Here is a 25,627-nt window from a genome sequence, read left to right as displayed (position 1 = left end):
TGGCCTGCTGGCCCCGTTGTATGTTAAGGGTATTGTGGCATTGCGCGGCGCTTGTCTGGCTTGAATGGCAAAATTTACAAAAATGGGAAATAGTGGAGTGGGCTGGGCGCTGTGACTTCCTGCTGGCTCCCTCCGATGTCGCTTTCCCAGGATCTGCCCAATCTCGAAAAAACACCTGCCGCCGACATCAAGGTGAAGGGCTGGCCCAGCCTGATGCGCAAGGTGCGCACGCATGGCGCGGTGGTCATCACCACCCACAATCACCAGAGGCGGTGGTGGTGGATGCCGAGGAGTATCGGCGCCTGGTGAGTCGGGCAAGCGCGGCCTCCGCTGCCTCAACGCGGGCGCAGTCGCTGCAGGCATTGCAGCTGAAGTTCGATGCGCATCTGGCGGCGGTGACCGAAGGCCACGATGACGCATTCGAAACCACGCTGGGCGCAACGACAATCCCACCCCTGCTGCGCGAGGCCTGCGATCAGCACACGGTGGCGGTGTGGTTCTGCGGCTTGTCGACGGCGCAGCTGCACCTCGAACGCGTGGAGGCTCGCGTTGCCGCTGGTGGCCATGCGATCCGCGAGCACAAGATCCACGAGCGCTACGAGGCCTCGCGCGCGAATCTGATCACATTGTTGCCGCATCTGGCGGTGCTGCACGTCTACGACAACAGTGCGCCCGCCGATGCAGCAGGGCAGGCCGAGCCGCTGCTCGTACTGGAACTGGATCGTGCCGGCTTGCACTATCCGGCGACGTTGGAAGCGTTGGCGCAGGTGCCCGACTGGGCCAAGCCGATCGTGATGGCGGCATTGGAGACGCGCAGCGCGTCCTGAAAAACGTCGGGACAGGCGCGCGAAGATGCGGGCCGCCCGAACCTCATCCCTCAGTACATGCGCTTAGGCCTTGCCCAACTGCACCGCCACCGGATCGCCGGTGAGATAGCCCACCGCTGCGCCGAAGCGGTTCTTGTAGTTGGCGCGGATCAGCGGATCCAGCGTTGCCTTGACGGTGTCGTGCAGCGGGATTTCCCAGTCGCCAGGGTGCTGGAAGTTGCTCATCACGTAGGTCCAGCCGTGGATTTCGTCGACTGCGTGCAGGCCGGTCGATTCGGCGCCGGAAGGCACCGACAGCACCCGCGTCAGCGTGCCGCGATCGACGTTGTAGGCCCACAGGAAGTTGTTGACGTGCAGGCTGCTGTCTTCGCCGATGAACAAGGTGCGCAGCGCTTCGGAGAACTTCAGATTGTCCGGGTTGGCCAGCCGTTCCGGGTCGGCCAGATTGCCCAGCGCATCGGCCTTGGCCAGGTCATGGCCGGTGAGCGCGGCCTGGGCGGCCATGTCGATGGGTACCCAGTCGCTGTGGATCGCAGCGCCGCTGCTGTCGTGGCGGCCGCCGCGCAGGTTGAGCGCATACACCGCACCGGAGTCCGGGCCTTGCACTTTCACATCGCCCGAGCCGTCGCGCATGCTGGTGACGATGTAGGACATCGCCATGTAGGCGATCTTGTCGCGGGCATTGACGGTGGTGCCTTCGAGCTTGGTGAAACCCAGGCTGCCGCCGGCCAGTGCCGCGTAGCGGTGGGTTTCCAGATAGGTGGCGGCTTTCTCCATGCCGGGCTTGATGCGGACCCAGTTGAAGGTGCCGTTGAACGGAATCTTGGTAAAGGAGGCATCGCCCGGGTCGCTCAGGTGCACGTCGAGAATGTCGGCGGCGGTCAGGTGGTCGGCCAGGGCCTGGATCTCGTCGCTGGTGGCATGACCCAGCTTGATCCAGCTCAACGTCGCCGCGCCCGGGCCGATGCCCGAGGTCTGGTGCCACTTGCCGACGTACAAGGTGCCGGCCGACAGGTCGGCCTTGCGGTCAGCGATGAACATGAACAGACCGCCGTTGGTAGCGTCGTCGCCCATCAGCACGGTGCGCTGGTCGGGCATCACCTGCACCAGTTCGTGCGAGATGCGGCCCAGGCAATAGTGCTTGCGGACGCTGCCGGTTCCGTCCGGATGCACGGTGATTTCCGGCAGGTGGCCGTAGTGATACGGGTTGGCCCGTTCCGCATCGCCGTACAGATGCGTGCTGTAACTGCGGAACTGGGTGTTGCCGGCCAGCGCGGTGGCGTCGGGCTCGTACTCTTCGCTGGACAGGTGGGTATTCCACGGCGACAGGCTGGCGCCGCAGGTGGTCCACAGCCCGTGCACCGGCGCGGTGTCGACGTTGTGGTACTTCACCAGCGACAGCTTGCCGGTTGCCGGGTCCTGATCAAGCGTCAGCACCGCGATCGGTGCGGGCAGATGGCGATTGGTGTCGTTGCCGGCCTGGTCGCGGGTGGTGTATTCGAATTGCACTACCGCAAACACGTGATTGCCTTTGACGCCGGGTACCTTGGCATTGGGCAGGGTGAGCAGCGAAGAGCCGTCCGGGCAATCGGAAAAGAACGGGCGTTCGGCGCCGGGTTTGGAGCGGTCGATGATCGGCCGATGCTGGATGTCGTAATAGCCGCCGGCCAGCACGCTGCCGCCCTTGCCGTCGGGCACCTGGTCGCCGGTGACGAAGAAAGGATGATAGGCCAGGGCATAGCGCTGCGAGCTGCCATCGCTGCGCGCGATGGTCAGGGCCGAGCCGACCGTGGTGGTGGCCATCGCGGCCGGGTTGGCCAGACTGGGCGCGGGCATGCCATGGAAGGTGGCCGACACCAGCTGGGTCGGGTTTCCCGAGGGCCGCAACGGGCGCGCGGCGAGTGCCGCATCGCCGAGTTGCTGCAGGGCGGCGGCGCTGGCGCTGCCGAGTGGCAACAGAGGGATGGACACCAGCACTTGCATGAGGCGGCGGCGGGCGGGATCGGGGGAGGCAGACATCCAAACTCCAGGCAAAGGCAACGATCAACGATGGCCGGTGGCGCATCGGCAAGCCGGTCACGCTAGGCCGGCCGTATGACAGTTGTTTGACGGCGAGCTCACCCGTTGGCGCAGGTTTGGATGTCCGCACCGCAACGGACCCCACCATGCCGCATCGACGGCTGCCGGCTGCGCATCGCTGACGGCACCGAGTGGTGCGATGCAGCAAATCGGGCGTCTACCGAATGCCAAGCAGCGCGCCGGATTCGGCGGTTTTCCGTGGTTTGACAGGTGCTGCCGGTATTCCAAGGCTATAGCCGCGGCCAATAAGTTGCCGGCCATTTGGCATACGGGTTGGCGCGGTTGACAGGGTAGGGGAATCACGCAAGCGTACGCCGCCTAATTGCCTGCGGCGCAACGCATCGCCGTGTGAGAACCACCTGGAGACCCGGATTTTGGACAAGCTGCTTCGTCATACCGCCGCGCCCGTCGCGCGTCGTGCCCTTTCTCTGGCGACTGCCGCCGCGGTGCTGATGCTGGCCGCCTGCCAAGGCCAGGACACCGCTGCCGAGGCGGGCAAGACCGCGCCGGCCGAGTTGTCCACCACCATCCATGCGGACCAGTGGCCCTCGCCGAAGTGGCCGTTCGCGCAGGACCAGGCGCTGGAGCAGCGCATCACCGATGTGATGGCCAAGATGAGCGTCGAGGAAAAGGTCGCGCAGACCATCCAGGGCGATATCGCCAGCCTGACCCCGGAAGATGTGCGCAAGTACCGCCTCGGCTCGGTGCTGGCCGGCGGCAATTCCGATCCCGGCGGCAAGTACAACGCCAGCCCGGCCGAGTGGCTGAAGCTGGCCGACGCGTTCTATGAGGCGTCGATGGACCCTTCCAAGGGCGGCAACGCCATTCCGATCATCTTCGGCATCGATGCAGTGCACGGCCAGAGCAATATCGTCGGCGCCACACTGTTCCCGCACAACATTGGTCTGGGCGCTACGCGCAACCCGGCGCTGATCAAGCAGATCGGCGAAGTCACCGCCGCCGAAACCCGCGTCACCGGCATGGAGTGGACCTTCGCGCCCACCGTGGCAGTGCCCCAGGACGACCGCTGGGGCCGCAGCTACGAGGGCTATTCCGAGTCGCCGGAGGTGGTGGCCAGCTTCGCCGGCAAGATGGTCGAAGGCGTGCAGGGCGTGCCGGGCACGCCGCAGTTTCTAGACGGCAGCCACGTGATTTCCTCGGTTAAGCATTTCGTCGGCGACGGCGGCACCACCGACGGCAAGGACCAGGGCGACACCAAAGTGTCCGAAGCCACCATGCGCGATATCCACGCGGCCGGTTATCCGCCGGCGATCGCGGCCGGTGCGCAGACGGTGATGGCTTCGTTCAACAGCTTCAACGGCGAAAAGATGCACGGCAACAAGCTCATGCTGACCGACGTGCTCAAGGGCCGCATGAACTTCGGCGGCTTCGTGGTCGGTGACTGGAATGGCCACGGCCAGGTCAAGGGCTGCACCAACGACAACTGCCCGGCCTCGTTCATTGCCGGCGTCGACATGGCGATGGCCTCCGACAGCTGGAAGGGCATTTACGACACCGAACTGGCGGCAGTGAACTCGGGTCAGATTTCGGCGCAGCGCCTCGACGATGGGGTGCGCCGCATCCTGCGCGTCAAGCTGCGCCTGGGCCTGTTCGAAGCCGGCAAGCCGTCCAAGCGCCCGCTCGGCGGCAAGTACGCATTGCTGGGCGCGCCGGAACATCGTGCGATTGCCCGTCAGGCGGTGCGCGAGTCGCTGGTGTTGTTGAAGAACCAGGCCGGCATCCTGCCGCTGGATCCGAAGAAGCGCGTGCTGGTGGTTGGCGACGGCGCCAACGACATGGGCAAGCAGTCCGGCGGCTGGACGTTGAACTGGCAGGGCACCGGCACTAAGCGCAGCGACTACCCGAATGGCAACACCCTCTGGGAAGGCCTGGACAAGCAAATCAAGGCGGCCGGCGGCAAAGCCGAGCTGGCCGTCGATGGCGCCTACAAGACCAAGCCCGATGTGGCGGTGGTGGTGTTCGGCGAAAACCCGTACGCCGAGTTCCAGGGCGACGTCGCCACCCTGCTGTACAAGCCGGGCGACGAGAGCGAGCTGGCACTGCTCAAGAAGCTCAAGGCCGAGGGCATTCCGGTGGTGGCGGTGTTCCTGAGCGGGCGTCCGCTGTGGATGAATCAGTACATCAACGTGGCCGATGCCTTCGTCGCTGCCTGGTTGCCGGGTTCTGAAGGCGAGGGTCTGGCCGACGTGCTGCTGCGCAAAACCGATGGCAGCGTGCAGAACGACTTCAAGGGCAAGCTAAGCTTCTCCTGGCCCAAGACGGCGGTGCAGTTCGCCAACAACGTCGGGCAGAAGGATTACGAGCCGCAGTTCAAGTTCGGCTATGGCCTAACCTACGCCGACAAGGGCGATCTGGCCGCGCTGCCGGAAGACTCCGGTGTGTCCGGCGAGCAGTCGGTGGGCGGGGTGTATTTCGTGCGCGGCAAGCCGGCGCTGGGCATTGCGATGCAGTTGTCCAATGCAGGCCAGGCCAATATGCCGGCGACCACGCTGCCGGTGGGCCTGTCCGACGGCAGCCTGAAGATGAGTGCGGTCGATCACAAGGCGCAGGAAGACGCACGTCGTCTGGTGTGGTCCGGCAAGCCGGTGGATGTCTCGCGCGAGAGCAACGGCGATCTGCAGTTGCATCTGACCGTGCGCCGTGACAGCGCAGTGACCGCGCCGGTATGGCTGGGCGTAGGTTGCGGCGAAGGGTGCAGCGGCCGTGTCGATGCACAGAAGACCCTCGCCGCGCTGCCGCAGGGCCAGTGGAAGGTGGTCGGCGTGCCTTTGAAGTGCTTCGCGGTGGCCGGTGCCGATCTGACCAAGCTGAGCCAGGTTGCCCGCATCGAAAGCGGCGCGGCTCTGGATCTGTCGATCTCCAAGGTGTCGCTGGGCGCGCTCAACGAAGCTGAAGTCACGCTCGACTGCCCGGTCAGGTAAGCAGCCATCCCGCAGGCGCGCTTCCGGGATGGCCTAGGTAACGAAGAAACACCCATGCGTCGCCGTTCCCAGCGACGTTTTACAGCGGCCACCTTCACCGGTGGTGTCATTAGCCGCCGCGGGAGCGTGCGTCGATCGGCCGGGATGGCCTGCAGCTGCGGTTCGCCGCGCTGCCGTTACGCACGCGGTGTGGGCGGCGGCAGTGTGCAGGCTTGTCCGGTCCACGACACATACCCCAGAGCCAGACAGGAGAGTGCAGTGGGTTTGGCAACGTTGGATATCGTGATTGTGCTGGTCTATCTGACTGGCATCTTCGTGCTCGCGCAGTGGGTGTCGCGCGAGAAGGCAGGCCATGCCAAGAGCGCCGAGGATTACTTCCTGGCGAGCAAGTCGTTGCCGTGGTGGGCGATCGGCGCCTCGCTGATTGCCGCGAACATTTCGGCCGAGCAGATCATCGGTATGGCCGGTTCCGGCTATGCGATTGGCCTTGCGATCGCGTCCTATGAATGGATGGCGGCATTGACGCTGTTGATCGTGGGCAAGTTCTTCCTGCCGATCTTCCTGCGCAACGGCATCTACACCATGCCGCAGTTCCTGGAGCAGCGTTACGGCAAGTGGATCCGCACGCTGATGGCGGTGTTCTGGCTGCTGCTATACGTGTTCGTCAATCTCACTTCGATTTTGTGGCTGGGGTCGATCGCGGTCAGCCAGGTTACCGGCATGGATCAGACCCTGGCGTTGACGCTGATCGGCATGTTTGCGCTGGTCTATCAGCTGTATGGCGGTCTGAAGGCGGTTGCGTTGACCGACATCGTGCAGGTCACGCTGCTGGTGCTGGGCGGCCTGCTGGTAGCCGGCATGACCATGGCGCGGATCGGCGATGGCGCCGGCGTGCTGGCCGGTTTCAAGCATCTGTGGGGTGCGCACCCCGAGCACTTCCACATGATCCTGAGCAAGGACAACCCGTTCTACAAGGATCTGCCGGGCCTGAGCGTGCTGCTCGGCGGTCTGTGGGTCATGAACATCAGCTACTGGGGCTTCAACCAGTACATCATCCAGCGCGCGCTGGCGGCCAAGAACATCGGCGAGGCGCAGAAGGGCATGGTGTTCGCCGCGTTCCTGAAGTTGCTGATGCCGTTGGTAATCGTGGTACCGGGCATCGCTGCGGTGGTGCTGGCGCCTGATCTGGCCAAGCCCGATCAGGCCTATCCGACCATGATGCAGTTGTTGCCGACCGGTATTCTGGGCCTGGTGTTCGCCGCGCTGGTGGCGGCGATCGTGGCCTCGCTGGCATCGAAGATCAATTCGGTGGCGACGATCTTCACCCTGGATTTCTATGCTAAGTTCCGCCCGCAGACCGAGCAGAAGCAGCTGGTGCGCGTGGGCCGTGTCGTGGCCATCGTGGCGGTGGTTATCGGCATCCTGACCGCGCGGCCGTTGCTGGGCAACTTCGATCAGGGCTTTCAGTTCATCCAGGAATTCACCGGCTTCTTTACGCCCGGTGTGGTGGTGATCTTCATGCTCGGGCTGTTCTGGAAGCGCGCCAACCAGGCCGGTGCATTGACCGCGGCGATCGGTTCGGTGGTGCTGTCGTTCGCGCTCAAGTTCGCCTGGCCGGAACTGCCGTTCATGGACCGCATCGGCGTGGTGTTCGTGGCGGCGCTGGCGCTGGCGGTGGTGGTGTCGTTGCTGACGGCGCCCACCCAGGCGCGCGATCTGATCCGCACCGACGATGTGGCCTACGGCACCACGCTGGGCTTCAAGATCGGGGCGATCGGTGTGGTGGTGATTCTCATCGCGCTATACGCGGTGTTCTGGTAATCGCCAAAGCAGCCGGCTGACATCGCTTGTTTGCACGCGGCGCGGCACGCAGGTGTCGCGCCGCGCTGCGTTGCAAGCCTGCCGACTACATCCGCGCTGCAGCCAGGCCCGCAGCGAGCAGGTTGACCGGCGCTTCAAATTGCGTGTTCCACGGCGTCTGCAGCCAGGTTTCCAATGCGGCGGCCGGCATGGGTTTGGCGATCCAGTAACCCTGGCCTTCGTCGCAGCCCCAGGCGCGCAATTGCGCATACGCCTCTGCCGATTCGATGCCTTCGGCGACCACGCGCTGGCCAAGGCTGTGGCCGAGCTGGATCATCGCCGGCACCAGGGTGCGGTCGGTGCGGCTGTCCGGCAGCGAGCGGACGAACGATTGGTCGATCTTCAACGCGCTGGCCGGCAGCTGCTTGAGATAGCTGAAATTGCTGTAGCCGGTGCCGAAGTCGTCGATCGCGATGTGCACGCCCAGCGCCGCGATGGCAGCCAATTGCTCGGCCAGATGTTCGGGGTGGCGGATCATCGCGCTTTCGGTGAATTCGATTTCCAGCCGGCGCGGGTCCAGCTTGTGGCGCTCCAGTCCGCGCCGCAGCAGACCGGCAAAGCCGGGGCGGTCCAGATCGGCGGCCGACACGTTCAAGGCCAGGTTGAAGTCCAGGCCCTGCTGCTGCCAACGTGCGGCCTGGGCGATGCCGTTGTCGATGACCCAGGCAGTGATGCGATTGATCAGCGCGGTTTTCTCGGCCATCGGGATGAAGTCCGAGGGCATCACTGGGCCGATCATCGGGTGCTGCCAGCGCAGCAGTGCTTCCACCGCCACGCAGCGGTGATCGTGCAGATCCACGCGCGGCTGGTAGTGCAGGCGCAGCTGACCGGCGCTGTCCAGCGCGGCGGGTAGGGCGGCCAACAGGCGGAAGGTATTGCGCTGGGCCACATCGTGCTTGCGCTCGTACATGCTCCACGGCAATGCACGCTCGCGCGAGACATCCACCGCGGTGGTGAGCGAGCGAATGGTATCGGCTGCGCCATAACTGGTTTGCAGCGAAACCGCACCGATCGAGGCTACTGCCGTATGCGGAATGCCTTGATGTTCGAGCGGCTCGGCGAAGGCCTTGGAGACCTTGGTGCACAACGTGGACAAGCGCTGCGTCTCGGCCTGCGCCAGAAAGCCGAAGGTGGTCGGATCCAGTCGATACAGCGTTGTGCCGGCCGGCAGATACGTCGCCAGACGGCGGTGGGCAAGCGCCACATAGCCGTCGGCGTAATCCCAGCCCAGCGCCTTGACCATGTCGCGGAAATAATCGCTGCCGCAGATGTCTACCGCCACTGCAGTGGTGGTCGCTGCGGCATCTTGCTGCAACAGCCAGGCATCCAGATCCTCGCCAAAGCGCGAACGATTGGGTAGGCCGGTCGGGCCGTCGCGATAGGTGGTGCAGCGCAGGTTTCCCACCCGCAGCACGGCCAGGTCGCGCAGGCCTTCCAACTGGATGATTGCCGCTGCGTCCAGGCCCGGGCGCGGGCTGGTGCCGATCACGCACAGCGAACCGATGCTGTGGCCGTCCAGCAGTTTCAGCGGTGCACCTGCGTAAAAGCGGATAAACGGCGGGCCCAGGACCAGCGGGTTGTTGCAGAAGCGCGGGTCCAGTCGCGCGTCCGGCACAACTATCACCTCGTCCGAGCCGATCGCATGTGCACAGAACGCCTGGTCGCGCGGGGTTTCCTGCGCCTCCAGACCGATGCGCGCCTTGAACCACTGACGGTGCTCGTCCACCAGCGAGACCAGCGCAATGTCCGCGCCCAGACTGCGTGCGGCCATTGCGGCGATGCTTTCGAACATCGGGTCCGGTGGCGAGTCCAACAGGCACAGGCCGCGCAGGACGGCCAGCCGGGTCGATTCATCGGCCAGGGGCGGAAGCAGGGGTTCGGCAGAAGCGGGCATAGATTGCATGTGTTTGTATCGGCCTGAAGCGTGATCCCTTGATCAGGGCAACTGGCTTTGTTCAGTTGATGCCGGCGCGTGTTGCCGGAAAGCGGCCTGCGATAAGCCTTTGCTGGCCGAATAGATGAAATCGCGTGGAATTACCGCGACTCGCAGCGTTGGTGATTGGTCTGACTCGACCGACATTGCTGCTCTGCAAAACCTGGTGCACAGGCGGCAACGGAATGCGCCGAGACGGCTAAACATTTCCGGCTTACGGCCGATTACTGACTGTACGCCGTGTATCGCCAGAGACAACCCATCGTTGCGTCCGACGCATTTCAACGCGTGCCCCGCTTCTGTGATTTGCGTTGCACTGAATGCTGTCATGAGTTGCCACCAGTCTTCACGCGGATTGTGATTTCCGCTGTCGCGGTTACAACGCCCCTGCCTGGAAGCCGATCGTGAAATCATTGAAATCTTTTGCTCAACGCATGCTCCTGATCACCGTCGGTCTGGCGCTCTCATCTGCCGCGCATGCGGGATTGTCGGTCTCTGGCACACAGCTGCGTGAGTCCAACGGCAATGCGTTGGTGTTGCGCGGGGTCAATCTACCGCATGCCTGGTATGCGAGCCGCACCGATGCGGCATTGGGGGCCATCGCTGCGACCGGCGCCAACAGTGTGCGGGTGACGCTCAGTTCCGGTTACCGCTGGAACCGCACGCCGGAGGCCGAGGTGACGCGCATCATCGCGCGTTGCAAGAGCCTGGGCCTGATTGCAGTGTTGGAAGTGCACGACACCACCGGCTATGGCGAAGACGGCGCCGCCGCCGGTCTGGCCCATGCCACCGCTTACTGGACCAGCATCCGCAAGGCGCTGATCGGCAACGAAGACCACATCATCATCAATATCGGCAACGAACCGTTCGGCAATCGCTTGAACGCCAGCGAATGGGTCAACGGCCATGCAACCGCGATCGCCGCATTACGCAAGACCGGACTGACCCATGCCTTGATGGTGGATGCGCCCAACTGGGGCCAGGACTGGCAGTTCTACATGCGCGATAATGCCGCTGCACTGCTGGTGCGCGACAGCCGCCGCAATGTGATCTTCAGCGTGCACATGTACGAAGTGTTCGGCAGCGATGCGACGGTCAACAATTATCTGCGTGCCTTCCGCGATAAAAAACTGGTGTTGGTGATCGGCGAGTTCGGTGGAGACCATCGCGGCGCGCACGTGGACGAAGCAGCGATCATGCGCCGTGCACGCGAATACAACGTCGGCTACATGGGCTGGTCGTGGTCGGGTAACGACAGCAGCACGAAGTCGCTGGACATTGCCGTTGGTTGGAACGCCGCACGTCTCAGCATCTGGGGAAGCAGATTGCTTCTTGGCGCCGACGGCATTGCCGCAACCTCGCGCAGGGCGAGCGTGTTTGGCCCGCGTTGAGATTCAGGCCCGTCAACGTGCGTCGATGGTCTTTTGAATCGGCATTGGGTATGATGATCGCGTCTACGCCTGAACCTGGCGCGCGTTTTCGAAGCACGCGTGAATCGTCCCGCGCTGCTTGAAGGCTGCTTGAGCAGGCTTCAAGACTTTGAGATATCGGTTTTCCTGGGAGGCCTGGTCGCTAAGAATAGGCTGTTGCACAGCGGCCGATCTGTGGCTTGGCTGCAGGGCTGCAGGGCTGCAGGGCCATTGCCCGCCCACCCTCGCCGGAAACGCCGCAAGCACGTCCCTGTAGCAACGGTGTTGTTGAAGGGGACTCTGGCCGTTCCGGAAGCGGGGCAGGGCAGTGCCGGCCGCTGGACGGCAGCCATCGGACTGTTCCAGAGCATGCACACTTACGTCGTAACGGCTTGAGCCTCTCGCGCTCGGGCGTTGAGGATGACGCGCATCTTTCGCATCGCCGCCACGACGGCGACCTTGTCGGGCGTTTCGCGTACTCGCAGCGACCGGTAGAACTCCCGGATCCGGGGCTCATGCTGGATGGCAGACAGGCATGCCATGTACAGGTTGTCGCGCACGCACGCTCGCAGCCGTCGCCGCCAAGGCGCCATCGGTTGAGAGGGACGTCGCTCCAGCGTGCCAGCTATGCAGGCGAGATCGGCGGCGTCCAGACGATCTGTGTTTGCCGGCAGGCCGATGGCAGCGACGAACGCATGGCAGCGGCGCGCATTGACCCGCACGACCAGGTGACCGGCGTCGAACAGGGCATCCAGCACCCGCTGTTCATAGCCACCAGAGGCCTCCAGGACAACCTGGCCAGACTCATGGTGTGCCAGCCAGGAGACAGCTTGCGGTGGCCCGCGAGTGTCTTGTGAAACTGCGCAAAGGGCCGCGGTGGACGGCCACATCCAATATTTTGGTGCGGTGTCCTCACCGCTTGCGTGACCCTGTGGCGGCATGGAGGCCGCCACGGAGCCTCCATGGATGGATGCACGGCGTGTCCCGCGAGCGGCGAGGGCACCGCGCGCTCGACCGACTCAGTGTTCGACTGCATCTAGACGACGCTACGACTCGAAATCTCGGTTCTCTTGCTCACGACAACCTAGCCACGCCTCAACGCCCTGGCTCGCGTAACGGACCCGGGCTTGGCCGCTTGGTCAACTTGCGTTGCAGTGAGCGCCGGTGCATGCCGAGCAGGCGTGCGGCGGCAGAGACATTGCCGCCGGTTTCGTGCAGCGCCTGCTGGATGTGCTCCCACTGCAGACGGCTGAGCGGGGTCATCATTTCCTTCGCGGTTTCTTCTTCGTCCGGCTCGGGCAACTCGTCGTCCTCTTCCCCCAGCGCGCGCATGATGGTGGGGATGTTGGCTGGCTTGGGCAGATAGTCGTCGGCGCCGAGTTTGATCGCCTCCACCGCAGTGGCGATGCTCGCGTAACCGGTGACCAGCAGGATGCGCATGTCGGTGCGGATTTCGCGCAGCGGCTGAATCAGGCTCAGTCCGGAATCATGGCCGAGTTTGAGATCGATCAAGGCGAAATCCGGCAACGCGCTACGTGCGATCGACAGCGCGCTGGCCGCGTCGGTAGCGGTCAACGTTTCCACGCCGCGGCGGGCGAGGCTGCGTTTCAGCGTGCGCAGGTACAAGGTGTCGTCGTCGACCAGCAGGCCGGTACGCAGGGGAGTGCTTGTCATGCGAGTGCCTCATGTTCGGAGAGCGGCAGGCGGAAACCGACGCGGGCGCCGCTGCCTTCTGCCGGCAGCATCCACAATCCGCCCTGCAGCCGCTCGACGGTGGCGTGCGACAACGCAAGCCCCACACCCATGCCGTCGGGCTTGCCGCTGTTGAACAATGTGCCCGGCAGCATGGCTTGCGAGGTGTCGAAGCCCATCCCGTAGTCGCGCACTTCGCCGCTGAGATGGTCCTGCTCCACGCGCAGTGTCAGATCGATCTGCGGCCGGCCGGCTCGTTCGCCGGCATCGGCAGCATTGTTGAGCAGCACCATGAGCAGGTGGCTGACGCCGGGCTGCAGCAGCAGACGCATCGGTGCGTCGTCGTTGCGCCGCAGCTCGATGGTCGGGCGCACTAGGCGCCATTGTTGCAGCACGTCCTCAACCGCTACCTCGCGGCTCAGATGGCCGTTGTCGGCCGGCGCGGCCAACGCCAACACACGCTGATGGCACTGCATCAGCAGCTCGCGCAAGGTGTCCAGATCTTCGCGTAACTCGCTCTGGTGGCATTGGTCGGCGATGTCGTCGACCAGCAAGGTCATCGTTGCCAGCGGGGTATTCAATTCATGCGCGACCGAGGCCGCATGCGTAGCCAGCGCGACGATGCCCTCGTTGCGCGCAAAGCGCTCGCGCAACGTGGAGATCTCGCGCTCGCGTTCGCGCATCGACAAGGCCAGCCGGGTGGCGAACGCTAGCACCACCACCGTGGATAACAGGAAATTGGCCGCCATGCCCCACATGTGCAGGCTCAGCGGATCGAAACTGCCGTAGGGCAGCGGCAGCCCGAAGGCGGCGCTGATCACATAGCCCGCCACGCAGGACGCTGCCACTGCCATCGCCCAGCCCAGCGGCAAGGCCAGCGCGGCCAGGGCGATCAGGATCAGAAACAACGAGCCGAACGGATTGGCGATGCCGCCGCTCCAGCCCACCATCCAGGTCAGTACGGTGACATCGAACAGAATGTGGCCGAACTCGGTCGCCTGGCTGACCGCACCGCGGTGGGCAACCCGCAACTGCGCATTCAGGTTGAACAGCGCCAGCGCAGCCACACCGGCCCACAAGGGTTGCTTCGGCAGGTTCAGCCCCATCAGCCCGGTGGCGACCAGGATGGTGGCCGCCTGGCCGGCGGTGGCCAGCCAACGCAGGCTGCAGAGGGTTCGCAGGAAGGACGCGTCGGAGCTGTTCATCACGGCAATGCTATGCGCTCAGGGAGGTTAAGGTATGCGACAAACCGTCGCATCGGTGTGGAAGACGGCCCGCGCGGCGCTTCAGCTGTGAGCGGACCGCTGACAGGCTAAAATACCGCCATGTACGACGCCGTGACCCGCCCAACCCCTCCCGCCGACGCCACCGCTTGGCCGCGCCGCATCACCCGCACCGTCAAGATCGGCAGCGTGATCGTGGGCGGCGGCCAACCGGTGGTGGTCCAGTCGATGACCAACACCGACACCGCCGACATCGCCGGCAGCGTCAAGCAGGTGTCCGAGCTCTGGCGCGCCGGCTCGGAAATGGTGCGCCTGACCGTCAACAACGCCGAGTCGGCGGCGGCTCTCCCGCGCATCGCCGACAAGCTGCGCATGATGGGGATTGAGGTGCCGTTGATCGGCGACTTCCATTACAACGGTCACCAGCTGCTCGCGGCCGAGCCGGCCTGCGCCGAGGCGCTGGCCAAGTACCGCATCAATCCGGGCAATGTCGGTTTCGGAAAGAAGAAGGATCTGCAGTTCGCACAGCTGATCGAGTTCGCGATCAAGTACGACAAGCCGGTGCGCATCGGCGCCAACTGGGGTTCGTTGGATCAATCCTTGGCGGCGCAGTTGATGGACGAGAATTCCAGGCGCGACACGCCCTGGGATGCCGGCCGCGTGCTACGCGAGGCATTGATCCGCTCGGCAGTGGATTCTGCCGAACGTGCGGTGGAGCTTGGCCTGGCGCGCGAACGCATCATTCTGTCGGCCAAGGTCTCCGGCGTTCAGGAGTTGATTGCGGTGTATCGCGATATGGCCGCGCGTTGCGACTTCGCGCTGCATCTGGGCCTGACCGAAGCCGGCATCGGCAGCAAGGGCATCGTGGCCTCGGCTGCGGCGCTGAGCGTGCTGCTGCAGGAAGGCATCGGCGACACCATCCGCATCTCGCTGACGCCGGAGCCGGGCCAGTCGCGCACCCAGGAAGTGATCGTCGCGCAGGAACTGCTGCAGACCACCGGCCAGCGCGCTTTTACGCCGATGGTCACGGCGTGCCCTGGTTGCGGCCGCACCACGTCGGAGTTCTTCCAGGAGCTGGCGGGCGTGGTGCAGAACCATGTGCGCGCCAAGATGCCGGAGTGGAAGATCAGCAACCCCGGCGCGGAAAACATGACCCTGGCGGTGATGGGCTGCGTGGTCAACGGGCCGGGCGAATCACGCCACGCCAATATCGGCATCTCGTTGCCGGGCACCGGCGAGGCGCCGTCGGCACCGGTGTTTATCGATGGCGAAAAAAGCGTCACCTTGCGGGGTGAAAACATCGCGTACGAGTTCATCGATCTGATCGATCAGTACGTCGAACGCACCTATGTGCGCCGCGCCGGCTGAATCGCCGGCCGGTTTCAGGGGATGGCTGCGCAGCAATGCGTGGCGCATGGCGTTATTGTTTGCCGGCGTGCTGTTGCCGCTGGGGTTGTTCGTGGACCTTGCCGATGAAGTCCACGCGCTGGAAAATTTTTACTTCGACGAACCCTTGCTGTGGAGCATGCGCAGCATCGCCACGCCGGGACTGGATAGGTTTTTCGGGCTGATCTCCCGAATCGGCTACCAGTACGGCGTGATTCCGGTCGATATCGCCATCGTGCTGGTGTTGCTGGTGCTACGCCGTTGGCGTGAGAGTACGTTTGCTGCGCTGTGTTTCGGCGGTTCGGCCTTGTTGAACATGGGCGCCAAACGGTTCTTTCAACGCAACCGCCCGAGCCTGTGGGAATCAATCGCCCCGGAAAGCACTTTCAGCTTTCCCAGCGGTCACGCGATGGGTTCGATGACGCTGGCTGCGGTGGTCATCGCGTTGGCCTGGAACACGCGCTGGCGCTGGCGGGTGACCATTGCCGCCAGCGGTTTCGCGTTGCTGGTGGGGGTGTCGCGAATTTATTTTGGGGTGCATTACCCGTCCGACATTCTGGGCGGTTGGTCGGCCGCGCTGGTGTGGGTGGTCGGGCTGTATCTGCTGATGTTTCGCGGCGCACGGCGGCCGCATTGGCGTCGCCATCTCACTTCGGCCTGAGTGCACGGCCGCTCCGATGTCGAACGTTGTTGCCGCAAGCGCGCGCACGGAGGAGTCGAGCAGACACACTGTGGTTTATCGTATGAGTCAGCGCGTGCGGGCAGTCGTAGCGTTGGGGCTTTCGTATGGCTGGAGTAGGTTTCGCGTTTCTGCTCGGGCAGGCGTAACCGCGCGACTATTATCATCGAGTTGAGAGGCGCGGCGACGGCGCGTTGCAGGATGGATGCGCGCAACGCGGTCGTACTTCTGCCACGTTTTGACGCGACGGCACAACAGCCCAGGCTCTTTGAGGATCTCAGCGTGCAAGACGTCTTACCCAACGACTCCCACCTGAAGAAATGTCGCGTACTGCGTGCGAGCGACAACGCCCTGGCAGCGCAGGGCGTCCACTACGCGATGGGGATCTCTGCGCAAAGTACCGGCGCGACAGGTCTCAGCCTGCAGGTTGTGACCATTGCGCCGGGCGGACGCGCCAAGCCGCATCTGCATGCGTCGCATGAGACCGCCATCTACGCGCTGACAGGCGTTTCCAAGGTCTGGCACGGCGCGGCATTGGAGCATCATGACGTGGTGCAGCCGGGCGATTTTCTCTATATCCCGGCCGGCATGCCGCATCAGCCTTATAACGACGGTGTGGAAGCCGCCGTGGTTCTGGTGGCCCGAACCGACCCGAATACGCATGAAAGCGTCGTGCTGCTGCCCGAGCTCGATGGGCTGCATGGCTGAGCATGCGGACTGACAGCGTGTCCGCAGACGTGGCGCGCTTTCATTAAATGTCCTGATCGCAGCGGCCGTTTGCTGCCTGGTACTCAGGAACCAATTGCACGCTCCCGGCGCCACAACTGCAGTCCGACCACGCTACCAATCACTGCCAGCAGAATCATGTAATAAGCCGGTCCCATCGGGTGCTGTTTGAGCAACATCACCACCACCAGCGGGGTCAGGCCACCAAAGACGGCATAGCCCAGGTTGTAGGCGAACGACACGCCAGACAGGCGGACCGCCGGCGGAAACGCTTCGACCATGACGCGCGGGATCGCACCTAGGATGCCGAGCGCCGCGCCCAGCAGGGCGTACAGCGGAAACAACAACTGCTGGTCGCCCGCCAGGCGATAGAACAGCCATGCGCTAATGCCCAGAAACACACTGCCGGCAAGCAGCACGCGTCCGTTGCCCCAGCGATCGGACAACGCGCCGGCCACGATCGAACCGATGGCCTGCAGCAGGACCGCGAGCAGATTGGCCTGCAAGGCGACCGCTGCCGGATAGCGATACACGCTCTGCAGCAACGTGGGCGTCATCAACGACACCACCAGCACCCCGGCTGCCACCATCCAGGTCAGCCACAACGATAACGCCAGACTGCGTGGATGATCGCGCAGCACCACCTTGAGCGGCGTTTCACGCGCGACAGCACGCATGGCCATCAGCTCGGCGAACACCGGTGTTTCGTGCAGCCAGCGCCGCAGATACACGGAAAGCAGGCCGAAGATACCGCCTGCCAGGAACGGCAGACGCCAGGCGTAGTCGGCGATTTCCTGCGGTGTAAAGGCGCGATTGATTGCGCCTGCGCTGAGCGAACCGAGCAGCACGCCGGCGGCCAGGCCGGCGGTCAATGTCCCGCAAGCGAGTCCTCTGCGCTGCGCCGGGACGTGTTCTGCGACGAACACCCACGCACTGGGGACTTCGCCGCCGATGGCTGCACCCTGCAGCAACCGCATTGTCAGCAGCAGTAGCGGGGCGGCCAGGTCGATCTGCGCATAGGTCGGCAGCACGCCGATGGAAAGCGTGGGCAATGCCATCAGCCCGATGCTCAGCGCGAACATGCGCTTGCGACCAAGCAGATCGCCGAAGTGTGCCATCACGATCCCGCCCAGCGGACGGATCAGGTAGCCGGCAGAAAAGATGCCGAAGGTCTGCAACTGGCGCATCCAGTCCGGAATGCCTGGCGGGAAAAACAGCTCTCCCAGCACCGTTGCAAAAAAAATGAATATGATGAAGTCGTAGAGTTCCAGCGCGCCACCCAGTGCGGACAAGGCCAGCGTCTTGTAATCGCCGCCTGTTAGCTGGGTTGCTGGTTCAGTGCCTGTTTATGGAGCGGTCTTCAAGGCATGACATCCTGTGGCAGGTGATGGCGTGAATGCGCGTGCCGGAGCAGTGAGGTTTGAGTCATCTGCGCTGCCGCGCGAGCAAGGCGCAGCTTGCACGTCTGAACGCAACGGCGAGGCGGTTGCACTTCGGGAAAGGCGCGGCGGCTGCGCTTTCGGTACCGCTCAATCGTCCACACTTGCTTGCGCCGCCGCTTCGGCATGCAGTGCGTTGGTGTCGAACAACGGCAACTGCGCATCGCTGCTGCTCACCAGCAGCGAAATCTCGGTGCTGCCCGGGATGATCGCTTGCGAACCGTGCTGTCCGAGTTTGGCCATGACCTGACGAAAATAGGTGCGCAACTCTGGCCTGATGACGCCCTGGAAAAGTTCGTCGTAGATCACCCGATGCAGTTGCGCGCGTGCGTCGGCCGGCGGCACCAGCACCTGCAAGCCGTGCGCAGCCAGGCGCTCGCGATAGAACGGCTGCTCCATGGTGAAACGGGTGCCGAGCAGAGCGCCCCGGGTGACGCCCGCCGCAATCAGCGCCTCAGCGGTGGCATCGGCGATATGCAACAACGGCAGCGGCGTCGCCGACGCGATCGCATCGGCAACGCAGGCGCATAGCACCCGGAAGTCGGCGCCGCCGGCATGCAGTGACCGCGCCGCTGTCGCCATCGCCTGGCCTGCGCCGTCCCAATCGCCCGCGTATTGCAGGCGCTCGATCTCATGGAAATTGACGCTGTACAGCAGCAGCTTGGCCGAATGCAGGCCGCCGCAGACAGGGCGCACACGCTGGTTGATGATGCGGTAGTAGGGCAGGGTGGATTTCCAGCTCATGCCGCCGATCAGGCCGGTGGTTTTGGTTGGAACCGGCATGCCGACCTCATCTCGGAACAGTCAACGAAAAAGTGCGCGTGCGTCGTGCCGTCAATGCCGTGGCGCGCAGACAGCGCAGTGTACGTCGGCATCGTCGCCACGCCATCGCGTGCGGCTTTTAGGCCGCCTACAGTCGGTCGATCACTCGCCCGGTTTTGCGCCTTCCACCGGCGCATGTGTGGCGGCGCGACGTGCCAGCACGCTTTCGCGATGCGCGATGTAAACGTTGGCGCCGATGATGATGGCCGCACCGATCAAGGTGTGGCGTTCGATCACCTCGCCGAACAACCACCAGCCCAGCAGCGCCACCAGCGGCAGCTGCATGAAGCTGATCGGCTGAAGTGCGGAGACTTCGCCCAGCTTGAGCGCACGCGTCCAGAACACCTGCCCGGCGGTGCCGAAGATGCCGGTGGCCACCAGCCACAGCCAGTCGATGCCCTGCGGCCAGGTCCACTGGAACAGCGCCGGAATCAGCGACATCGGCACCCAGAACACATAGGTGTAGAACACCACGGTGTCGGAGTCGTCGTCACGCGAGAGCTGCTTGATCTGGATCGCGACGATCGCGCTGATGACTGCGGCCAACAGCGCAATCAGCAGGCCGGGCGTAAAGGTGGACGAACCCGGCCGCAGGATCACCACCACGCCGATAAACCCGGCGGCCACCGCCAGCCAGCGGCGCATGCGTACCTGTTCGTGCAGCCATACCACCGCCAGCACGGTGACGAACAACGGCGTGGAATAAGACAGCGAAATCGCCTGCGACAGCGGTAGATGACCGATCGCCCAGAACCCGCACAGCATCGACGCCAAACCGATCGAAGTGCGCGCCAGATACTGCGGCAGCTGACGCGTGCGCGGCAGCGCCTTGCCCGGTCGCACGATCAGCGGCAACAACGCCAATAAACCGAATGCATTGCGAAAGAATGCGATCTCGGTGGTCGCGACGTTGCTTGAAGCCAGCCGGATGGCGATGGCCATCAGGCCGAAGGCGAGAGTACTGGTGAGCATCCACAGTGCGGCACGTCGCGACGCCTGCTGGGCTGTCACCAATGCGCTCCGATGACGCGCGGTTCCGGTTCCAGAATCACCGAGTAACGCTCGCGGACCGATTCGGCGATGCGCCGCGCAAATTCCAGCAATTGCGCACCGCTGGCCGTGCCGTAATTGACCAGCACCAAGGCGTGATCCGGCGACACCCCGGCATCGCCCTCGCGCCGGCCTTTCCAGCCGCATTGCTCGATCAACCAGGCCGCCGACAACTTGCCCTGGCCGGGCTGTTCGCCGGGATACACCGGCATGTCGGCAAAGGTGGCCTGCAATGCAGCGATCTGCTCGCTCGGCAGCAACGGGTTCTTGAAGAAACTGCCCGCATTGCCGAGCACAGCCGGGTCCGGCAATTTGCGCCGACGGATGTTGATCACCGCCTGTGCCACATCGGCAGCACCGGCCAGCTCGGCGCCCATGCTGGCGAGTTCCTCGCGGATGCCGGCATAGTCCAGCCGCAACTCGTGCAGCAGCGGCAGATTGAATTCCACCGCCACGATCAGATAGCGCTCCGGCAGTTGCTTGAACACGCTGTCGCGATAGCCGAAGGCGCACTCCTCTGCAGTCAATCGCACGCGCTGGTGGGCGTGCCGATCAAAGGCTTCCACCACGTGGATGAAGTCGCCCACCTGCGCGCCGTAGGCGCCGATGTTCTGGATCGGGCAGGCGCCCACCGTGCCGGGAATCAATGCCAGATTTTCCAATCCCGACAAGCCTTGCTGGAGCGAATACAGCACCAGCGCATGCCAGTTCACGCCGGCACCGGCGCGCACGATGGCGTGGTCGGCGTGGTCGGCGTGGTGCGCAATGATGCTCAGATCGCGGTTTTCGAAACACAGCACGCAGCCGGGCGGGTCGCCTGCCAGCAACACGTTGCTGCCGCTGCCGAGCACCAGTAGTGTTTGCCCGGCGATCTCGGGAGCGGCCAGTGCCTGCGGTAATGCGTCGGGCGCGTAGATGCTGAGCAACCAGCGCGCCGTGGCATCCACATGAAAGGTGTTGAGCGCACGCAGCGGCGCGTGCTCGCGCAATTGCCAGCCCGCCGGCACGGCCTCGCTCATAACGACGGCACCGCACCGCCGCTTGGCGCTTCGCGGCGGCGACGGATTGCATCCACGCAGTCGCCGATCAACTGCGGCCCGCGATACACCAGGCCGCTATAGCACTGCACCAGGGTTGCGCCGGCGGCCATCTTCGCCAGTGCATCCGCACCGGAGTTGATGCCGCCCACGCCGATCAACGGAATCGATTCGGGCAGGCGCGCGCGCAAGCGTCGCAGCACCAAGGTGGATTGCCCAAGCAGCGGTGCGCCAGACAATCCGCCGGTCTCGCCAGCCAATGGATGGTTGGCGATCAAGGTGCGCGTCACCGTGGTGTTGGTGGCGATCACGCCATCTACCGCCAGGTCGGCCAGCACGCGCGCGGCCGCATCGATGTCGCGGTCGTTGAGGTCCGGCGCCACCTTCACCAGCATCGGCACGCGTTTGCCGTGTTGCGCAGCCAAGGCTTCCTGGGTTTCGCGCAGATCGGCGATCAAACGACGCAGCGCCTGTTCTTCCTGCAACTCGCGCAGGCCGGCGGTGTTGGGCGAGGAAATATTGACGGTGATGTAGTCGGCCAGCGGGTACACGCGCTCCATGCAATAGCGGTAGTCGCTGGTCGCTTCTTCGTTGGGGGTGTCCTTGTTCTTGCCGATGTTGATGCCAAGCAGGCCGCCGCGACGGCGCGCACGCTGCACGTTGTGCACCAGCGCATCCACGCCCAGGTTGTTAAAGCCCATGCGGTTGATCACCGCCTGGTACTCCGGCAGCCGGAACATGCGCGGCTTGGAATTGCCCTCCTGCGACCGCGGCGTCACCGTGCCGATCTCGACAAAGCCAAAACCCAGCGCAAGCAGCGCATCGATATGTTCGCCGTTCTTGTCCAGCCCCGCGCCGAGGCCGACCGGATTGGGAAACATCAGGCCGAATGCAGGCGTTGGCAGGGGCACCGGGCGTTTGGCCAGCAGCGGCGTAGTGCCGGTGCGGTACGCGGTGTCGATGGAGCGCAGGGCCAACGCGTGGGCGCGCTCGGCGTCGAGGGAAAACAGGAAGGGGCGGGCAAGCGAATACATGCGGGTCAGTTCAATCCCCCGGCGAAAACGCGGGTCTGGTATTGGAAGTCGATGTGCCCTTCGTGCGCATGCGCATCGAACAGCGTGCGTAGCGCAGCGAGCATCGGTGCATGACGCGGATCGTGCGCCAGCGGCGCATAGGACGAAGACAACAGCCGGCCACGCAAGGCGTCGAAATCCAGCCGCTGCACATTCGGGAAGCGTGCCATCGCGCGGAATCTTTCGCCGAACCACGCCTGCATGGTGGCATCGTCCTGGTAGCGCTCGTACACGGCCGAATAGTCGGTGCCGTAGTCCAGCAGGATGTGCTCATAGCCGCGCAAGAAGGCGGTGGTGTCCAGCTCGCGGGTGTTCCAGTAGATCACCGCCAGCCCCTCGGGCTGCAGGATGCGCGCCCACTCGGCACGCACCGCCTGCATGTCGAACCAGTGGAAGGCCTGCGCTGCGCAAACCAGGCCAAAGCTCGCATCGGCCAGCCTGGTGGCCTCGGCGGTGCCGTCGATGGCCTGAAACTTGGGAAACCCCGCCAGCCACTGTTGCGCGGCTTCACGCATGGCCGGGTTGGGCTCCACCGCCGTGACCGGATAACCGGCTTCCAGAAAGAGACGACTGGAAATACCGGTGCCGGCGCCGATATCGGCCACCGTGGTGGCCGGCGTCACGCCCAGCTCTTCGTGCAGCCAGCGCAGCAGCTGCGGCGGATAGCTCGGCCGATAGCGCACATAGGCCGCGACGCGGTCGTTGAAGCGTTGGGCGGAGGAGGGCGCGGCCATGCTCAACTGTTGGCGGCCGCAAGCCAGGCCAGGCCACCGAAGAACAGGATGAAGATCGCGACGCCTGCCACCCAGAGCGCTATCGCCAGCCAGCCAAGAATCAGCCCGCCGATGGCCAGCCCGTCGCCGTCCAACCCCTGCGGGTTGCGGCGGATTTCCGCCCGCGCCAGATGGCCGGTGATGATGGCGCAGAGGCTGCCGAGGAACGGGATCAGCGTCCAGCCAAGAATGCCTGCGACCAGGCTGACGATGGCCATGGCACTGGTCTGTCGAACGACAAGGTTCATCAGCAACTCCTGAGATTGGGCCCGCACCCGACTACCGGTGCGGCACGATTATCCCAGAGCGGCCGCCCAAAAGGCGTGCCGTGTGCGGGCAAACGCGCTGCGTGATCGTGTTTGGCGGGATTGAGCAGGCTGACATGCCGGATCGCGCTGCGTCAGGTCCGGATCTTCATGCGCAGAGTGTGTTGCCGAGTGGGTCGCCTGTTTCCTGGTCGGCCCCTTGTCGTTGCGTCTTTAAAACCGCCAGCCATGATGAAAGCACGCGTTTATTGACCGATACAGCTGCGTTCTCACGCGCCCGGGACAGCGCGCCGGGTCAGTGCCCGGCGCCGTTCACAGCCTCAGTCAAAGATCGAACTTGATGCCCTGGGCCAGCGGCAGCGAGTCGGAGTAGTTGATCGTATTGGTCTGGCGGCGCATATAGACCTTCCACGCATCCGAGCCGGATTCGCGACCACCGCCGGTCTCTTTTTCGCCACCGAACGCGCCGCCGATTTCCGCACCGGAGGTGCCGATATTGACGTTGGCGATGCCGCAGTCGCTGCCGGCCGCCGACAGGAACTTCTCGGCCGCCTTCAGGTTCTGGGTGAAGATCGACGACGACAGGCCCTGCGGCACGCCGTTCTGCAGCTCGATCGCCTCATCCAGCGAGCTGTACTTCATCACATACAAAATCGGCGCAAAGGTCTCGTGCTGCACCACCGCGTCGCTGTTCTTCAGCCCGGTGACGATGGCCGGCAACACGAAGTTGCCCGGACGATCGATCGCGGTGCCGCCCACTTCGACCGTGCCGCCAGCGGCCTTGGCCTTGGCGATCGAAGCCAGGAACTGCTCCACCGCGCCCTGGCTGTTGAGCGGACCCATCAGGTTTGCCGGGTCGGTGGGGTCGCCGATCTTGCTGTCGAGCTGCTTGTACGCCTTGACCAGCGTGGCCAGCACGTTGTCGTGGATGGATGCGTGCACGATCAGGCGGCGCGTGGTGGTGCAGCGCTGCCCGGCGGTGCCCACCGCGCCGAACACGATGCCCGGGATGGCCAGCTTCAGGTCGGCAGTGTCGTCCAGGATGATGGCGTTGTTGCCGCCCAGCTCCAGCAGGCAACGGCCCAGACGGTGGGCGACCTTCTCGGCGACCACGCGGCCGATCTGGGTCGAACCGGTGAAGCTGATCAGCGGCACGCGGCCGTCTTCGACCAGCTTCTCTGATAGCGATGTGCCGGCATCGTTGATCAGGAAGAAAATGTCCGGGAAGCCGGCGTCCTTCAATGCCGCATTGCAGATCTTCATCGTCGCGATCGCGGTCAGCGGGGTCTTGTTGGACGGCTTCCAGAGGCAGATATCGCCGCAGATCGCCGCCAGAAACGCATTCCACGCCCACACCGCCACCGGGAAGTTGAACGCACTGATGATGCCGACCAGGCCCAGTGGCTGGTACTGCTCATACATGCGGTGGCCCGGCCGCTCCGAATGCATGGTGTAGCCGTAGAGCATACGGCTCTGGCCCACCGCGAAGTCGGCGATGTCGATCATCTCCTGCACCTCGCCATCGCCCTCGGGCTTGCTCTTGCCCATTTCCAGCGCCACCAGCGAGCCCAGCGCATCCTTGTGCGCACGCAGCGCCTCGCCACACAGACGAACGGCTTCGCCACGGCGCGGCGCAGGGGTGGTCCGCCACAGCTTGAAGGCGGCCTGCGCACGCTGGACGATCAGCTCGTAGTCCTCCGGCGTGGTCGCCTGCACATCGGCGATCACTGCGTTGGTGGTCGGATTGAGCGGTTGCAGCACCCCGGCGCCGGTGGCCTGCGACCAGGTCGCCTGGCCAAGATAGGTACCGGAATTGGACGCGGCGAGGTCGAGCGCCTTGAGCAGGTCAGCGGACATGGAATCTCCAAAAAGTCGGGACGGTCGCGCGGCGACCAGGGCCACCCGCGACACGGGTAGCCGCCGATTTTAGCAGGCTCCGCCGACCACCCACCGGCTTAGCAATCGCAACGATTGTGCGACAATGCCGCCCTTGGCCCCGTAGCTCAGCTGGATAGAGCGTCCCCCTCCTAAGGGGAAGGTCGCCCGTTCGAATCGGGCCGGGGTCACCATAATCAATTACTTAGGCCTAGTGCAAAACTGCTAGGTAGCTCTATTCCACCATGTTTCGGACCTGATTTTGCACAGCCGGCACACAGTCGGTACGAAGGTCAGTTGTCTGCTTTTGTCGGCTAGAGCTGGGCGACTTCTTGCTAGGTGTTTGATCCCAGGCTTTGATGGTGCACTCTTTTCACTCGAATGGAAGCAAGCACAATGGGCCAGGTTCTACATGGGAGCGCCACCGCGACAGAGGCGATCCGTCGATCGATACCGCAGAGTCAAGAGAGCGCTGAGAGCGCTTTCCAAGCGTTACGGCATCAATCAAAAGACGGTGGCGAAGTGGAAGACGCGGA

20 protein-coding genes, 1 tRNA gene and 2 pseudogenes are annotated in these 25,627 nt (G+C 64.2%); 10 read left to right on the top strand and 13 right to left on the bottom strand.

Going from position 1 to position 25,627, the window contains the following annotated elements; translation table 11 throughout:
• The first annotated feature begins 135 nt into the window (after positions 1-135).
• A complete protein-coding gene (locus XpopCFBP1817_RS22770) occupies positions 136-309 on the top strand; it encodes a hypothetical protein (RefSeq protein WP_167393858.1) in 174 nt (57 codons plus the stop codon).
• Positions 273-827: a hypothetical protein gene (locus XpopCFBP1817_RS07520; protein WP_244171103.1), complete on the top strand. Its 555-nt coding sequence runs from the start codon at positions 273-275 to the stop codon at positions 825-827. The genes XpopCFBP1817_RS22770 and XpopCFBP1817_RS07520 overlap by 37 nt, the downstream gene beginning before the upstream one ends.
• Positions 828-890: 63 nt before the next feature.
• Here XpopCFBP1817_RS07520 and XpopCFBP1817_RS07515 read toward each other — a convergent pair whose 3' ends face one another.
• Positions 891-2,846 (bottom strand): PhoX family protein, encoded by a 1,956-nt coding sequence (locus tag XpopCFBP1817_RS07515; protein WP_128416649.1) that lies wholly within the window; start codon positions 2,844-2,846, stop codon positions 891-893.
• Between the two features lie 434 nt (positions 2,847-3,280).
• Between XpopCFBP1817_RS07515 and XpopCFBP1817_RS07510 the strand changes: the two genes are divergently transcribed.
• Together XpopCFBP1817_RS07510 and XpopCFBP1817_RS07505 are read left to right on the top strand one after the other, a co-directional pair.
• A complete protein-coding gene (locus XpopCFBP1817_RS07510) occupies positions 3,281-5,848 on the top strand; it encodes a glycoside hydrolase family 3 protein (protein WP_128416648.1) in 2,568 nt (855 codons plus the stop codon).
• A gap of 258 nt (positions 5,849-6,106) precedes the next feature.
• The gene (locus XpopCFBP1817_RS07505) at positions 6,107-7,669 is read left to right on the top strand and encodes a sodium/sugar symporter (protein WP_128416647.1); all 1,563 of its coding nucleotides are present in this window, start codon (positions 6,107-6,109) and stop codon (positions 7,667-7,669) included.
• Positions 7,670-7,754: 85 nt separating this feature from the next.
• Here XpopCFBP1817_RS07505 and XpopCFBP1817_RS07500 read toward each other — a convergent pair whose 3' ends face one another.
• On the bottom strand, positions 7,755-9,602 hold the full coding sequence (locus tag XpopCFBP1817_RS07500) for a sensor domain-containing phosphodiesterase (protein WP_425479081.1): 1,848 nt from the start codon (positions 9,600-9,602) through the stop codon (positions 7,755-7,757).
• 443 nt (positions 9,603-10,045) lie between these two features.
• Between XpopCFBP1817_RS07500 and XpopCFBP1817_RS07495 the strand changes: the two genes are divergently transcribed.
• Positions 10,046-11,032 carry a glycoside hydrolase family 5 protein gene (locus tag XpopCFBP1817_RS07495; RefSeq protein ID WP_167393861.1) on the top strand — a complete coding sequence of 329 codons (987 nt, stop codon included), beginning with the start codon at positions 10,046-10,048 and terminating at the stop codon, positions 11,030-11,032.
• Positions 11,033-11,427: 395 nt separating this feature from the next.
• Here XpopCFBP1817_RS07495 and XpopCFBP1817_RS23925 read toward each other — a convergent pair.
• The 3 genes and pseudogenes from XpopCFBP1817_RS23925 to XpopCFBP1817_RS07480 form a co-directional block, all read right to left on the bottom strand.
• Positions 11,428-11,610: pseudogene (locus XpopCFBP1817_RS23925) on the bottom strand (IS110 family transposase); the annotation flags it as partial.
• 535 nt (positions 11,611-12,145) lie between these two features.
• Positions 12,146-12,724 carry a response regulator transcription factor gene (locus tag XpopCFBP1817_RS07485; protein ID WP_128416644.1) on the bottom strand — a complete coding sequence of 193 codons (579 nt, stop codon included), beginning with the start codon at positions 12,722-12,724 and terminating at the stop codon, positions 12,146-12,148.
• Entirely contained in the window at positions 12,721-13,947 is a 1,227-nt protein-coding gene (locus tag XpopCFBP1817_RS07480; protein WP_167393860.1) for an ATP-binding protein, read from the bottom strand. The genes XpopCFBP1817_RS07485 and XpopCFBP1817_RS07480 overlap by 4 nt, the downstream gene beginning before the upstream one ends.
• A 120-nt stretch (positions 13,948-14,067) precedes the next feature.
• Between XpopCFBP1817_RS07480 and ispG the strand changes: the two genes are divergently transcribed.
• The 3 genes from ispG (at position 14,068) to XpopCFBP1817_RS07465 (ending at position 16,738) form a co-directional block, all read left to right on the top strand.
• On the top strand, positions 14,068-15,333 hold the full coding sequence (gene ispG, locus XpopCFBP1817_RS07475) for a flavodoxin-dependent (E)-4-hydroxy-3-methylbut-2-enyl-diphosphate synthase (protein WP_128416642.1): 1,266 nt from the start codon (positions 14,068-14,070) through the stop codon (positions 15,331-15,333).
• A complete protein-coding gene (locus tag XpopCFBP1817_RS07470; protein WP_128416641.1) occupies positions 15,314-16,012 on the top strand; it encodes a phosphatase PAP2 family protein in 699 nt (232 codons plus the stop codon). The genes ispG and XpopCFBP1817_RS07470 overlap by 20 nt, the downstream gene beginning before the upstream one ends.
• A gap of 219 nt (positions 16,013-16,231) precedes the next feature.
• On the top strand, positions 16,232-16,738 hold the full coding sequence (locus XpopCFBP1817_RS07465; protein WP_128416640.1) for a cupin domain-containing protein: 507 nt from the start codon (positions 16,232-16,234) through the stop codon (positions 16,736-16,738).
• An 83-nt stretch (positions 16,739-16,821) separates the two neighbouring features.
• Here XpopCFBP1817_RS07465 and XpopCFBP1817_RS07460 read toward each other — a convergent pair whose 3' ends face one another.
• The 8 genes from XpopCFBP1817_RS07460 to amaB all read right to left on the bottom strand — a co-directional run bounded on the left by XpopCFBP1817_RS07460 (position 16,822) and on the right by amaB (position 25,073).
• Positions 16,822-18,054, bottom strand: coding sequence for an MFS transporter (locus tag XpopCFBP1817_RS07460; protein WP_128416639.1), 1,233 nt, complete (start codon positions 18,052-18,054; stop codon positions 16,822-16,824).
• Between the two features lie 231 nt (positions 18,055-18,285).
• A complete protein-coding gene (locus XpopCFBP1817_RS07455) occupies positions 18,286-18,978 on the bottom strand; it encodes an aspartate/glutamate racemase family protein (RefSeq protein WP_128416638.1) in 693 nt (230 codons plus the stop codon).
• 141 nt (positions 18,979-19,119) lie between these two features.
• On the bottom strand, positions 19,120-20,031 hold the full coding sequence (locus XpopCFBP1817_RS07450; protein ID WP_128416637.1) for a DMT family transporter: 912 nt from the start codon (positions 20,029-20,031) through the stop codon (positions 19,120-19,122).
• Positions 20,025-21,086: a UDP-N-acetylmuramate dehydrogenase gene (gene murB / locus XpopCFBP1817_RS07445; protein ID WP_128416636.1), complete on the bottom strand. Its 1,062-nt coding sequence runs from the start codon at positions 21,084-21,086 to the stop codon at positions 20,025-20,027. Before murB ends, XpopCFBP1817_RS07450 begins: the two co-directional genes overlap by 7 nt.
• Positions 21,083-22,138, bottom strand: a complete 1,056-nt coding sequence (locus tag XpopCFBP1817_RS07440) for a quinone-dependent dihydroorotate dehydrogenase (protein ID WP_128416635.1) — start codon at positions 22,136-22,138, stop codon at positions 21,083-21,085. The genes murB and XpopCFBP1817_RS07440 overlap by 4 nt, the downstream gene beginning before the upstream one ends.
• 5 nt (positions 22,139-22,143) lie before the next feature.
• Positions 22,144-22,911 carry a class I SAM-dependent methyltransferase gene (locus XpopCFBP1817_RS07435; RefSeq protein WP_167393859.1) on the bottom strand — a complete coding sequence of 256 codons (768 nt, stop codon included), beginning with the start codon at positions 22,909-22,911 and terminating at the stop codon, positions 22,144-22,146.
• Positions 22,912-22,913: 2 nt separating this feature from the next.
• Entirely contained in the window at positions 22,914-23,198 is a 285-nt protein-coding gene (locus XpopCFBP1817_RS07430) for a DUF4190 domain-containing protein (protein WP_128416633.1), read from the bottom strand.
• Between the two features lie 342 nt (positions 23,199-23,540).
• Complete coding sequence (gene amaB, locus XpopCFBP1817_RS07425) at positions 23,541-25,073, bottom strand: L-piperidine-6-carboxylate dehydrogenase (RefSeq protein WP_128416632.1); 1,533 nt, start codon at positions 25,071-25,073, stop codon at positions 23,541-23,543.
• A gap of 135 nt (positions 25,074-25,208) precedes the next feature.
• On the opposite strand from amaB, the gene XpopCFBP1817_RS07420 reads away from it, so the two are divergent.
• Both XpopCFBP1817_RS07420 and XpopCFBP1817_RS07415 read left to right on the top strand, forming a co-directional pair.
• Positions 25,209-25,285: transfer RNA gene (locus XpopCFBP1817_RS07420), tRNA-Arg, on the top strand.
• A 202-nt stretch (positions 25,286-25,487) separates the two neighbouring features.
• A pseudogene (locus XpopCFBP1817_RS07415) lies at positions 25,488-25,627 on the top strand (IS481 family transposase); the annotation flags it as partial.

This window comes from Xanthomonas populi (genome assembly GCF_002940065.1).
Classification (GTDB): domain Bacteria; phylum Pseudomonadota; class Gammaproteobacteria; order Xanthomonadales; family Xanthomonadaceae; genus Xanthomonas; species Xanthomonas populi.
Note: the sequence above shows the minus strand (reverse complement) of the source record. Positions and strands in the feature narration are given on the sequence as shown.

What these genes read in the sequence shown, in the direction of transcription:
- ispG (WP_128416642.1), top strand. Translation starts at nt 14,068, where the DNA reads ATGTACGACGCCGTGACCCGCCCAACCCCTCCCGCCGACGCCACCGCT.
- XpopCFBP1817_RS07515 (WP_128416649.1), bottom strand. Translation starts at nt 2,846, where the DNA reads ATGTCTGCCTCCCCCGATCCCGCCCGCCGCCGCCTCATGCAAGTGCTG.
- XpopCFBP1817_RS07435 (WP_167393859.1), bottom strand. Translation starts at nt 22,911, where the DNA reads ATGGCCGCGCCCTCCTCCGCCCAACGCTTCAACGACCGCGTCGCGGCC.
- XpopCFBP1817_RS07470 (WP_128416641.1), top strand. Translation starts at nt 15,314, where the DNA reads ATGTGCGCCGCGCCGGCTGAATCGCCGGCCGGTTTCAGGGGATGGCTG.
- XpopCFBP1817_RS07430 (WP_128416633.1), bottom strand. Translation starts at nt 23,198, where the DNA reads ATGAACCTTGTCGTTCGACAGACCAGTGCCATGGCCATCGTCAGCCTG.
- XpopCFBP1817_RS07500 (WP_425479081.1), bottom strand. Translation starts at nt 9,602, where the DNA reads ATGCCCGCTTCTGCCGAACCCCTGCTTCCGCCCCTGGCCGATGAATCG.
- amaB (WP_128416632.1), bottom strand. Translation starts at nt 25,073, where the DNA reads ATGTCCGCTGACCTGCTCAAGGCGCTCGACCTCGCCGCGTCCAATTCC.
- XpopCFBP1817_RS07480 (WP_167393860.1), bottom strand. Translation starts at nt 13,947, where the DNA reads ATGAACAGCTCCGACGCGTCCTTCCTGCGAACCCTCTGCAGCCTGCGT.
- XpopCFBP1817_RS07440 (WP_128416635.1), bottom strand. Translation starts at nt 22,138, where the DNA reads ATGTATTCGCTTGCCCGCCCCTTCCTGTTTTCCCTCGACGCCGAGCGC.
- XpopCFBP1817_RS07455 (WP_128416638.1), bottom strand. Translation starts at nt 18,978, where the DNA reads ATGCCGGTTCCAACCAAAACCACCGGCCTGATCGGCGGCATGAGCTGG.
- murB (WP_128416636.1), bottom strand. Translation starts at nt 21,086, where the DNA reads ATGAGCGAGGCCGTGCCGGCGGGCTGGCAATTGCGCGAGCACGCGCCG.
- XpopCFBP1817_RS07465 (WP_128416640.1), top strand. Translation starts at nt 16,232, where the DNA reads ATGGATGCGCGCAACGCGGTCGTACTTCTGCCACGTTTTGACGCGACG.
- XpopCFBP1817_RS07485 (WP_128416644.1), bottom strand. Translation starts at nt 12,724, where the DNA reads ATGACAAGCACTCCCCTGCGTACCGGCCTGCTGGTCGACGACGACACC.
- XpopCFBP1817_RS22770 (WP_167393858.1), top strand. Translation starts at nt 136, where the DNA reads ATGTCGCTTTCCCAGGATCTGCCCAATCTCGAAAAAACACCTGCCGCC.